The organism is Pedobacter sp. KACC 23697 (genome assembly GCF_045348445.1).
Classification (GTDB): domain Bacteria; phylum Bacteroidota; class Bacteroidia; order Sphingobacteriales; family Sphingobacteriaceae; genus Pedobacter.
Genome location: NZ_CP157485.1, coordinates 5,319,042 through 5,331,391, shown reverse-complemented (window position 1 = coordinate 5,331,391; position 12,350 = coordinate 5,319,042). Strand labels below are relative to the sequence as shown.

Annotated in this window: 10 protein-coding genes; 2 read left to right on the top strand and 8 right to left on the bottom strand. The window is 39.8% G+C overall.

The features are described 5' to 3' along the window. Positions 1-98: 98 nt before the first annotated feature. The 6 genes from ABEG20_RS21840 to ABEG20_RS21815 form a co-directional block, all read right to left on the bottom strand. Positions 99-1,067 carry a YpdA family putative bacillithiol disulfide reductase gene (locus ABEG20_RS21840; RefSeq protein ID WP_406825320.1) on the bottom strand — a complete coding sequence of 323 codons (969 nt, stop codon included), beginning with the start codon at positions 1,065-1,067 and terminating at the stop codon, positions 99-101. A 143-nt stretch (positions 1,068-1,210) separates the two neighbouring features. Further along, positions 1,211-2,623 (bottom strand): rhodanese-like domain-containing protein, encoded by a 1,413-nt coding sequence (locus ABEG20_RS21835; RefSeq protein ID WP_406825319.1) that lies wholly within the window; start codon positions 2,621-2,623, stop codon positions 1,211-1,213. Positions 2,624-3,129: 506 nt separating this feature from the next. Then, a complete protein-coding gene (locus tag ABEG20_RS21830) occupies positions 3,130-4,149 on the bottom strand; it encodes an asparaginase (RefSeq protein WP_406825318.1) in 1,020 nt (339 codons plus the stop codon). 394 nt (positions 4,150-4,543) lie between these two features. Further along, positions 4,544-5,311, bottom strand: a complete 768-nt coding sequence (locus ABEG20_RS21825; RefSeq protein WP_406825317.1) for a TatD family hydrolase — start codon at positions 5,309-5,311, stop codon at positions 4,544-4,546. A 210-nt stretch (positions 5,312-5,521) separates the two neighbouring features. Beyond that, entirely contained in the window at positions 5,522-8,449 is a 2,928-nt protein-coding gene (gene uvrA, locus ABEG20_RS21820; protein WP_406825316.1) for an excinuclease ABC subunit UvrA, read from the bottom strand. A gap of 111 nt (positions 8,450-8,560) precedes the next feature. After that, positions 8,561-9,520, bottom strand: coding sequence for a hypothetical protein (locus ABEG20_RS21815; RefSeq protein WP_406825315.1), 960 nt, complete (start codon positions 9,518-9,520; stop codon positions 8,561-8,563). Between the two features lie 67 nt (positions 9,521-9,587). Between ABEG20_RS21815 and ABEG20_RS21810 the strand changes: the two genes are divergently transcribed. Continuing rightward, a complete protein-coding gene (locus ABEG20_RS21810) occupies positions 9,588-10,259 on the top strand; it encodes a DUF1361 domain-containing protein (protein WP_406825314.1) in 672 nt (223 codons plus the stop codon). Between the two features lie 104 nt (positions 10,260-10,363). Here ABEG20_RS21810 and ABEG20_RS21805 read toward each other — a convergent pair whose 3' ends face one another. Beyond that, positions 10,364-10,504: a hypothetical protein gene (locus ABEG20_RS21805; RefSeq protein WP_406825313.1), complete on the bottom strand. Its 141-nt coding sequence runs from the start codon at positions 10,502-10,504 to the stop codon at positions 10,364-10,366. Between the two features lie 85 nt (positions 10,505-10,589). Between ABEG20_RS21805 and ABEG20_RS21800 the strand changes: the two genes are divergently transcribed. Then, positions 10,590-10,871, top strand: coding sequence for a hypothetical protein (locus ABEG20_RS21800; RefSeq protein ID WP_406825312.1), 282 nt, complete (start codon positions 10,590-10,592; stop codon positions 10,869-10,871). Positions 10,872-11,003: 132 nt separating this feature from the next. Here the strand turns inward: ABEG20_RS21800 and ABEG20_RS21795 are convergent, their stop codons facing one another. Next, positions 11,004-12,044 (bottom strand): 2Fe-2S iron-sulfur cluster-binding protein, encoded by a 1,041-nt coding sequence (locus tag ABEG20_RS21795; RefSeq protein ID WP_406825311.1) that lies wholly within the window; start codon positions 12,042-12,044, stop codon positions 11,004-11,006. Positions 12,045-12,350: the final 306 nt, after the last annotated feature.

Here is a 12,350-nt window from a genome sequence, read left to right as displayed (position 1 = left end):
TGCTGAAACAAGTTCAGCATGACGATTGCGACAGGAACATAGGTTACCTACTATGCAAGTATTCGATCGATAATACCCTGTTTAAACTTCGCAAGACACTAGCCCAAAATATTCTTTACAATCATTTCGGCATGCACCCTTGAATTTTCGATAAACAGTTTGTGCGTATCTAAACCTCCGCAAACTACACCGGCCAGGTATAAACCCTTTACGTTGGTTTCCATGGTTTCTTCGTTGTAGGCCGGGCAAAGGCTTTCGGGCAGGTCGATTCCGAATTTTCTTAACATCGAAAAATCTGGCTGGTAGCCCGTCATCGCAATTACAAAATCATTCGGAATGGTTTTTACTCCATCAGGCGTTTTAATATCCACTTCACCTTCCCTTATTTCAACCAGTTCTGAATGGAAATGAGCAGTGATTTCTCGCTCTTTAATCCTGTTTTGTATATCGGGGCGAACCCAATATTTAACATGCGGACCAAGTTCACCACTCCTCACCACCATAGTTACATTGGCACCTTTGCGGTAGGTTTCTAAGGCAGCATCAACCCCAGAGTTATTGGCCCCGACCACCACTACATTCTGGAAGGCATATAAATGCGGATCTTTATAATAATGTGTTACTTTTGGCAAATTTTCTCCAGGAACATTCATCAATAAAGGCACGTCGTAAAAACCTGTGGCAACAATTACATTCTTTGCAGTATAACCTCTTTTAGAAGTCTTGATTTCAAAAACATCAGATTCGTTTTTAACCACCTGTTGCACCCGTTCAAAAAGATTGATCTTTAAATCAAATTTTTCGGCAACACGGCGATAATACTCTACGGCTTCGTTACGATTTGGCTTGGGGCTGATGGTTACAAAAGGCACGCCCCCTATTTCTAACTTTTGCGAAGTAGAAAAGAACGTCATAAATACCGGGTAGTTGAACAAACTGTTCACCAAAGCACCTTTTTCTATAATGACATAGCTTAGGTTTGCTTTTTGGGCTTCAATTGCACAGGCCATGCCTATCGGGCCGGCACCTATAATTAATATATCGTAATGATTTTGATTTTCAGACATCCAAATTTTTTAATTCGCTTTTAAGAGTGGGCATCATCCCGAACCGATAGCTACCGGATCGAGCATCGCAGAATGGAGAGATCCGTTTAAATAGATTTCTCGGCTGCACGGCGTTCCGCTCGAAATGACGATCTCTTTTAATTTTATACTTTCATTGCTTTACTTGGGCAGGCGAAATCAGTTCTTTTTAAACCGGTATTTTTTATGGCACCATAACCACCAGCTACATCAATTACATTTTCTACCCCACGCGATTTTAAAATAGAGGCTGCAATCATAGAGCGGTAACCACCTGCACAGTGAATGTAATAAGGAGCTTTCAGATTGAGCTCTCCAGTCCAGTCGTTAATAAAATCCAACGGACGGCTCAATGTAAATTCCAAATGTTCCGATTCGTACTCGCCTGGTTTACGCACATCAAGTGCCGTAATTTCACCATTTGATGCCAACTGCTCAAAAGCCTCTGCCGATATAGACTCAATGGTGTCGATTTCTTTGCCTGTTGCGGTCCAGTTTTCGAAACCGCCATCCAAATAACCAATGGTATTATCATAACCCACACGGGTTAAACGGGTAATGGTTTCTTCTTCTTTCCCCTGTTCGGTAATCAATAAAATCGGTTGCTGTAAATCGTTAATCAAAGCACCAACCCATGGTGCAAACTGTCCGTTTAAACCAATATTGATCGAATTAGGGATAAAACCTTTTGCAAAAACCTGCGGATCGCGGGTATCGAGCATAATGGCACCTGTTTGGTTGGCCAAATCCTCGAATTGTTGCGGTGTTAAAGCATTTAGCCCTTTTTCGTAAACGTCATCAATACTTTCTACCCCGCCTTTATTAATGGCTGCATTTTTAGCAAAATATTGTGGCGGAGGCATAATGCCATCCGTTACTTCGGCAATAAACTGTTCTTTCGTTTCCGCCTTTAAAGCATAATTAACCTGTTTCTGATGTCCTAAGGTATCAAAAGTTTCTTTACTCATGCTTTTGCCACAGGCCGAACCAGCGCCGTGAGCCGGGTAAACAATTACATCATCGGCCAAAGGTTTTATCTTTTCATTTAACGAGTCGTAAAGCATGCCGGCCAAATCATCCATTGTTAAATTACCCTTCTGCGCTAAATCCGGACGGCCTACATCTCCAATAAACAAAGTATCACCACTAAAAATACAATGGTCTTTACCATTTTCGTCTGTCAACAAATAGGTGGTCGATTCTAAAGTATGTCCGGGTGTATGTAATGCTGTTATAGTCAGCTTACCGATTTTAAATTGCTCACCATCTTTGGCTACATGTGATTTAAATTCGGTTTTGGCCGTAGGTCCGTAGATAATTTCGGCACCCGATTTTTCGGCTAAATCTACGTGACCAGAAACAAAATCAGCATGAAAATGCGTTTCGAAAATATATTTAATGGAAGCTCCAGCTTTTTCTGCCTTCTTTAAATAGGTCGCAACTTCTCTTAAAGGATCTATTATAGCAGCTTCGCCATCACTCTCTATGTAATAAGCGGCTTCTGCCAGGCAACCTGTATATATCTGTTCTATTTTCATGTTTCTTTGTAACGTCACCCTGAATTCATTTCAGGGTCTTAAAGAAAGATGCTGAAACAAGTTCAGCATGACGATTTATCATAGCAAAAATAGGGCTAAATACTGATAACCGAAATGATGTCGGTCATAATTGCAGAAGTTTTACTTATTGTAATGCATGGAACAGCTTCTCTAGATATTAAATTTAGTAATGCTAAATCTTAATCCTTTTTATTTGAAAACGAACGTTTTTGTCGATCTTGGCCAATGAAGCCCTGCCATTCACTTTAGTCCTGATAACAAAATCGGGAGCTGCCGCTACTGTTTATAACCGAAAGGCCTGTTCCTTACGGCATGCCAAATACTGCACTTTGCTGGATTTAGCCAACTGTACTTATCCTTTGTCTCTAAACCCGATCGAAGCGGGATGCCGATTCTTCATCGGCAGAAGCGTGAGCGGGACCGAAAACCTCCAAAAGAGCGGAACTGCTCATTTCCTTAAAAAAATATTATACACGCTGGAAACATTAATCCTTTGTTAGCTCTCCCCGCAACGATTCATCCATCAGTTTACGGCTTTCTTCAACAGATAAACCCAAGCCCATTACGAACATCAGTTTGGTTACCGTAGCTTCGAAAGTTAAATCGTAGCCACTTACAATGCCCATTTTTAGCAATTCCCTACTGGTTTCGTAGCGACCAAGCTGCACCGAGCCTTTTTTACATTGTGAAATATCGATAATGATTTTTCCGTTCAATATGGCCTGGCGCAAACTATCTAAAAACCATTGCGCAGTAGAGGTATTACCTGAACCAAAAGTTTCTAAAATAATAGCGTCTACTTTAGAATCGGTAATGGCCTGAACGGCTTGTGGTGTAATTCCGGGATATAATTTAAGCACACCAATATTCGAATTAAAATTGGTATGCAATTTTAATTCACCGCCGGTTGCTTTTAAAATGTAATTTCTGTGAAACTGTAAATGTACACCTGCTTCTGCAAGTACGGGGTAATTTGGCGAACGGAAAGCTTCAAACTTCTCGCTATTGTATTTAATAGAGCGGTTGCCCCTGAATAATTGTGCATCAAAATAAATACAAACTTCAGGAAAAAGTGCTTTACCGTCTTCTTTGGTTGCAGCTATTTCTAACGCAGTAATTAAATTCTCTTTTGCATCAGTTCTGATTTCGCCGATAGGCAATTGCGATCCGGTTAAAACAACAGGTTTATCCAGGTTTTCGAGCATAAAACTTAATGCCGAAGCGGTAAAAGCCATGGTATCTGATCCGTGCAGAATCACAAAGCCATCGTACTGATCATATTTGTTAAAAACAAGTTCTGCTAAAGTTTTCCATATTTCAGGATCCATATTTGATGAATCCAAAACCGGATTGAAAGAGTGTACATCTAAGTGATAATCTAAACGACTTAATTCAGGAACGTTTTCTTTGATCTGCTCGAAATCAAACGGAACCAGCATTCCGTTTGTAGGGTCGTTAACCATACCAATGGTACCACCGGTATAAATTATAAGTATTTTGGTCATTTGGTTTAGTGAAGGTTGCTCAGCGCAAAGAAACTAAAAATTTACAAATGATCGGTTGATATTTTTAAATTAGCAATAAAAAAGCTAAAAACAGTTAATATTTTAACAAAACAATAAAATTATAGTCTATATTTTACAATATAAGAAATCAATAATATGATTATCCTGAATTAAAGATACCCCAGCAGATTTCTCCGTTACGCTAGGCTCCATCCGATAGCTATTGAAATGATGACCGACTTTAGGTTGAAAGAGGAATCTGCCTCCATATCTTTTGCTTCGCAGAACCTTCGGGTTCCCGACTGCATTGCACTACATTCGAAACTGTTATGTTTAAAACCACTGAATAGATTGCTTCGCCGGCTGAAAAAGCCTTCTCGCAATGATGAGCTAATTACACTCCAAAAATCTTTTTCGAATTTTCTGTAGTTACGTCCGCTATTTTTTCAATAGAAACGCCATAAATATCTGCCAGTTTTTGTGCGATGTAAACCAGATAACTGCTTTCATTGGGTTTACCGCGGAACGGAACAGGGGCTAAATAAGGAGAATCAGTCTCTAAAACCAGGTCAGTTAATGGGATATCTGCCAATACCAGATCCAAACCTGCTTTTTTATAAGTGACCACTCCACCAATGCCTAAATAAAAATTAAGGTCAATAGCCTGTTTTGCCTGGGCCAAATTCCCGGTGAAACAATGAAATATACCCCGTAATTTTTCATCTCTTTCACTTTCCAATACTTCAAACACTTCATCAAAAGCTTCTCTGCAGTGAATCACAATCGGCAGCCCTAACTCTTTTGCCCAGCCAATCTGTTTACGGAAAGCATCTTGCTGAATCTCTAAAGTGGTTTTATCCCAATACAAATCAATCCCGATTTCACCAATAGCATAAATCTTCCGCCCGGCAATACTTGTATATATTTCATCCAATAGCACCTGATAATCTTCCTTTACATCACAGGGGTGCAAACCGGCCATCGCAAAACAATTTGCCGGATATTTCGCCACCAGGTCATCAATCATCGCGATCGATTTCACGTCGACATTGGGCAAAAACAAACGGTTCACATCGCTTTCAAAACAACGCTCCATTAGCTGCACTTGTTTCTCGGCATCCTGCTCGTAATATAAATGGGTATGGGTATCGGTGAAGATCATGTTTTATAATGTAAAATGGGTAATGTAAAATGGATGATGGGTTAGGAGTTTATTAAATGTATTTTAGAAGTCAATTTCAGTTCGAGATGTCATATTGAGCCTGTCGAAACACTTTACGGTAAATTTGAAACAGGTCCTTCGACAAGCTCAGGATGACAAATCAATTTTCTACAACTTCGGTCTTTCCGACCTCCGACCTCCGACTTCGGACTACTTTTTATTTCCAGCCTTGCTTTTCTTCGGCGCTTTGACTTTGGACTCCGGACTTCTGACTTCGGACTTTTCCGTCTCCGGACTATATTCCATCTCCTTTTTCAAAAATTTTCCGGTTAAACTGATCGGATTCTGAATCAAACCTTCAGGTGTACCTTCAAACAAAATTCTTCCACCGCCAGCACCTCCTTCTTCGCCTAAATCAATTACCCAATCGGCAACTTTAACTACATCTAAATTATGTTCGATCACCAAAATGGTATTTCCTTTATCAACCAGCTCCTGCAATACCCCTAAAAGCACATTTATATCTTCAAAGTGAAGTCCGGTTGTAGGCTCGTCTAAAATATAGAACGTTTTCCCGGTATCTTTTTTCAAGAGTTCGGTGGCCAGTTTAACGCGCTGTGCTTCCCCTCCCGATAAAGTAACAGACGATTGTCCCAAAGTGATATAACCTAAGCCTACATCTTTTAAGGTTTTGATCTTTCTATAAATGATCGGAATATTTTCGAAGAAAGTACAGGCATCTTCAATACTCATATCCAATACATCACTGATCGATTTTCCTCTGAAACGGACCTCCAAAGTTTCCCTGTTGTATCTCCTTCCGCCACATTCTTCGCACGGCACCTGCACATCTGGCAAAAAGTTCATTTCGATTACTTTTAAACCCGCTCCCTGACAGGTTTCGCAACGGCCACCTTTAACATTGAAAGAAAAACGGCCGGGTTTGTAACCACGGATTTTTGCTTCAGGCAACTGCACAAATAAATTCCTGATATCAGAGAAAACCCCGGTGTAGGTTGAAGGATTGGAGCGTGGCGTTCTGCCAATCGGCGCCTGATCAATCTCGATCACCTTATCAATTTCTTTTAAGCCATTGATTTTCTCGTAAGGTAAAGGTGTTTTTTTGGCCCTAAAGAAATGGTGGTTTAAAATCGGATATAAAGTTTCGGTAATTAAACTCGATTTACCACTTCCTGAAACACCAGTTACGGCAATAAATTTACCCAAAGGAAAATCTACAGAAACCTCTTTTAAATTATGGCCCGTTGCTTTGATTAGTGACAATTTATGCCCATTGCCTTTTCTGCGGACTTTTGGTGTTTGAATGCTCCTTTTACCGTTCAGGTAATCAGCAGTTAAAGTATCTGATTTAAGGATCTGTGCGGCTGTTCCTTCCGCAACCACTGTTCCGCCATGAATACCGGCACCAGGGCCCACATCGATTACCCAGTCGGCTTCCAGAATCATATCCTTATCATGTTCTACCACCAAAACGGTATTTCCAAGATCGCGAAGATTTTTAAGCGCATTGATCAACCGTTCATTATCTCGCTGGTGCAAACCAATGCTTGGCTCATCGAGGATGTACATGACGTTCATCAGCTGCGAACCGATCTGCGTAGCCAGGCGGATGCGTTGTGCCTCACCACCCGAAAGTGTACGGGCCGTCCGGTCTAAAGTTAAATAAGTTAAACCCACATCAGTTAAAAAACCAATCCTGGCTTTAATCTCTTTTAAAATTTCTTTGGCAATGATATTCTGACGATCGGATAAACGTTCATCAACTTTTTCGAACCATTGATGAAGATTATTGATATCCATCGATGAAAGTTCGAAAATGTTTTTGCCATCAACTTTAAAATGCAGGCTTTCTTTTTTCAAACGGGCACCATGGCACTCCGGACAGGTTTTCAGTTTCCTGAACTCGTCCATATCGTCGGATGCTGATTCGCTCCTCTTTTCGTTCTGCTCTTCGAGCATTTTAATTATCCCGTCAAATGTGATATTATAATTCTGAACGTTCCATTTATTGTATTCTACCTCAACCTTGATCAGGTCGGGCGAACCGTTTAAAATAATATTGATGACTTCATCGCTCAATTTTTCAATGGGCGTAGAAAGTGAGAAACTGTATTTTTTGGACAAAGCCTTTAACACCTGGAACATCCAGATATCGCGGTATTCGCCTAATGGGGCCAAACCACCATTTAAAATACTCAACTTTGGATTCGGGATAACCGAATCTTTATCGACTACAAAAATATAACCTAAACCATCGCAACGCTCGCAGGCACCATAAGGTGAGTTGAACGAGAAACTATTGGGTTGAGGTTCGTCATAAGAGATACCCGTGGTTGGGCACATCAAAAATTTACTAAAATGTGCAACGTTATTATCTTTATCGCTGATTTTGATTACCCCCTTACCCATTTTCATCGCAGTTTGCAAGGAATCGAGCAGGCGTTTTTTATCTTTTACATCAATAATGAGTCGATCGATCACCACTTCAATATCGTGGATTTTATAGCGGTCTACCTGCATTTTAGCAGTGATATCCTTTATTTCCCCATCTACCCTCACTTTTACGTAACCCTGTTTACGGATCTGTTCAAAAAGCTCACGGTAATGACCCTTTCTACCTTTAACCACCGGAGCAAGGATATTTACGGCCAAACCATCAAATTTATTAAAGATATTCTGCAAAATCTGGTCTTCGCTCATGCGCTCCATTTTCTCACCGGTATTGTACGAATAGGCATCAGCCACACGTGCATAAAGCAAACGCATAAAATCGTAAATTTCGGTAATGGTACCCACGGTAGAGCGCGGATTTTTGCTGGTGGTTTTTTGTTCAATGGCAATAACCGGACTCAATCCCGAAACCTTATCTACATCAGGGCGCTCCATCCCCCCCATAAACTGGCGGCTGTAGGCGCTGAATGTTTCCATGTAGCGGCGCTGTCCTTCAGCATAAATGGTATCAAAAGCCAACGAAGATTTACCGCTGCCACTTAAACCAGTGATTACAACCAGCTGGTTGCGTGGAAAACTAACATCTATATTTTTTAAATTATGTACCCTCGCACCATATACTTCTACATCTTTTTGCTCACCGAGGTCGATAGATTTATTGCTCATATTTTATTTAAAGTTGGGGCAAAACCGGGTCTTAAAAAAGACCGGATTTCAATCCGCAAAAATGCTAAAAATTTTATCAAAAAGAAAGTCAAAACCAATCTGTATTACCTGTTAATTGTCATAATGCCGGCTTCTATTTCTAAGGAAACCAGAGGATAAGCCAAAGCGCACATAACTGTAATGATCCTGAAAATAGATATTGTAATTATCTTCGCCATAATAGCCTACCGCCGCCATCAAAAATACATTGTTCATAAACGGGAAGCTATAATTGAAATTGATTTCAGCATTAAGCCTTTTCTGAATATTGGCGAAATTTTTCGATGGAATTTTATTTATGGCATAAGATAGCTCTGTATTTAAACGCCAGGTTTCTTTTTCGGTTTTTACTTTTTGTTTATTCCTTGAGTTTTTTTCAATTTCATCATACTTCCGCCAGGAGAAACCATACAGCAACCTAGTAAATCCGAAACCTTCATTAAGCGCAGGCTCGTACCTAAAAAACTTGTACCATTGCAAACCAAGCCGATGATTGAAGGAATAATAACTTTCATTAGCTTTAATTGGTGTAAAATCTCCAAAGCGGTAAGAAAGCGTTAAATAATTCGCGTTAAAATTCCCTGTGCGCGTATTAATTGTGCCATCCGGATTAAATGCACTCTGATCCTGACCATTTGAATGGTGTGTAAAAGCCAGTTCAGCATATTTATAATGTTCGGGATCAGGATTTAACCTCGCATAAAGCGCTCCGCCCAAACGGTAACTCGGCGTCCGCACAGCCGCTGAAAATTCGTTCCGCACCCGTACTGTAAAATCAGGAATAATGGCAAAGGCAATTGGCGATTGATAACTACCCAAAAGCATATATGTAGTGGTAAGCCGACCGTTGATTACATATTTTGAAGGCGCGCCCAATTCTCCACCAGGTGCCGTATAAGCTAAATCAGCATTTTCTTTGTATAGATGAATATATTCTTTATTCGCAAACTCTCTTTTTACCGCTATTGAATCTTGAGCAAAGGATTGCAAACAGATGAGGCAGATAATAAGCGTAAAAAAAGTTTTTATCATACCTCATAAACGCTGTTAATGAGGCGACGGTTTTGTATTTTTATAGAAAATAACGATCGCTAATCAAATGATAAACAAACTCAAAACACTGGGAAGGTTAAATATTACCATTCTTTTAATTGCAATGACTTTATTCTGCTTTGCAATATCGGTAACCAGATGTATAATTACCGATACCAAAGTATTCCTGTTCCTGAACTGGAATTTATTTTTGGCACTTATCCCCTGGATGATCAGTTCTTTAATGTTAATCTATAACCTAAACAAAAAACTGCCATTGGTTTTATTGATTATATCGTGGATTTTGTTTTTCCCGAACTCGCCATATATCCTCACTGATCTTTTCCACCTCCGCCTTAATGGATCGGCACCGGTATGGTTTGATCTTGTTCTGATCCTATCATTCGCCTGGACAGGATTGGTGTACGGCTTAACCAGCCTGATGGATATCGAAAAATTACTATCAAACTATTTAAACCAAAAATGGATTAATGCAATAACTGTTTCATTTCTGTTTTTGGCCGGTTTTGGTATTTACCTTGGTCGCTACCTGCGATGGAACAGCTGGGACATTATCCAAAACCCGCTCGGATTAGCTGGCGATATTATAGACCGCTTTATCAACCCTTTCAGCCATCCACGAACCTGGGGAATGACCTTACTGATGGGCATATTGCTAAACATGATTTATTTTTCGATAAAATTTATAAAAACTAAACCCGAATTGAAGGGCATTTGATCAAAAACTGCATATTTATTCTATTTCTAACGCACTCAACCTCAAAAAATGGCATTGATACATTTTATATTCGAATTATTTAAGATATTAATACTAAGTGCGATCTATTCTTCCATCATATTTTTTAGCATAACAGGCATCGTAAAACCAAAACCGGCCAGCTTTTTGTATTTTTTCAGGAAAGAAAAAACGTTAACATGGGTATCGGGCTGGGGAATTATCTTTTTAGGATTACTTTTTTTCATGTTTTCGTACTACGGAGACCATGGACTGGGAGATAGCGCCAGGATCCCAATTGGTCATCACAGGGAAATTGGTCAAACCGATATCATGTCACATATCGAACCAAAGAATAAAGGCGTCATATATATAAATGAATTCATCATCACTGATGATTATGTTTACGGTAAATTGGATAAATACAATATAGACCTAAATCAAAATTATTTTGTTTATGACCTTAAATCAAACGCTATTCAGCTTTTTGATCAGGCAACATCCTTTAAATACTTTTTAACTTCAAAAAATCTAGATCAGGAATCTCCATACCAAACTTTTGATGACCATTACAACCGATACTGGAACGGATGGCGGTTTTGGTTGTTACCATAAGCATATTTAAAAGATCTCTCGGCTCCGTTACTCTCCGCTCGAGATGACGATGCTACTATGAACACCACGCTAACCAATGAACCTGTGAACGATTAAACCAATGACAAATGACCAATTAACGATTGAACTAACCTACCACGCTATCGTTGTTCCGTTCTCCGTCGGATGGCCCGTACAAACCAGCACCCTTCCTCTTTCCAATTCATCATCGGTAAGCACTTCGTTGTAATCCATCCTTACCCCGCCCCTGGTACAATTGGCTACACAGGTGCTGCATACCCCCCCACGGCAACTGTACGGTAATTTAATTTTATTTTCGAGGGCTACATCTAAAATCCTTTTCGGCCAGGGAATATCGAGGTGATAAGTTTCACCATTAAAATTTAATACAACTGAATAGGTATTTTTGTCAACGATTTTTTCAGAACTATCGTCCTCATCAACCTCATCTTCAGGCAGCACAAAAGTCTCTCTTTTGATCTGTTCAATATCGAAGCCCATACCCAATAAGGTAATCCTGCATAAATCCATATAGATTACAGGTCCGCAACTGTAAAACAGCGCTTGATCCCGATCGAAATGTACATGTTCTTTAATTAATTTCTCGATGTAGAACTTGTTCAGCCTGGCTGTCATTAAGTTTTTGCTATTGCTAAAAATCCAGACAATTTTTAACCTATCGGGGTATTTCTGCTGCCATTCGACCAGTTCATCATAAAATAAAGTTTCTTCTTTCGATCTGTTACTGTACACTAGTGTGATCAACGATTTTTTTTCGCGCACCAATGCCGTTTTCATAATCGAGAATAAAGGCGTAATGCCGACTCCTGCAGCAAAAAGAAATAAATCGCGTTCCAGATTTTCATCCGGAATGTAACTGAACAGGCCTTGTGGTTCTTGTGCCAAAAGAATATCATCTACAGAAGTTTTATGATGCAAAAACCTGGAAATCTCTCCATTCTCTACCCGTTTAACTGTAATCGCCAAAGGCTCATCCACATCAGGCGAACTGTTAAAAGAATATGATCTCCTCACCTCTCCATGTTTCCCCTGAAAAACCAACGACAAAAACTGTCCCGCTAAATATGCCGGGTATTCATCTACCTCTTCAAATTGAAAAGTAATATTATCGCCGGGTTGATTGATGATTTTATTGATCCGCAGTTTGAACATAACGCAAAGAAAGCGTTTTGAACGTAAAGCGAAAAGCGGTTGGCGTAAATTCAATGATCATTTGTTGGTTAATTGATTAGCCACTTAAAATAGTCAATCGAATACTATCTAATTCTCCGCCACACGCGAACGTCGTCCTAAACTTGCCTTAGGGTCTATCCAACATATGTTATTTCCTATATTTAGATATTGATTTCCCTCTCGTTAAGGATCCTGAAATAAATTCAGGATGACGTAACGGAGTAAGATTTTCTGTGTTAATCCGTGCTCCCATGGCAAAAAAGCTCATTGGTTAGCATGATGCAA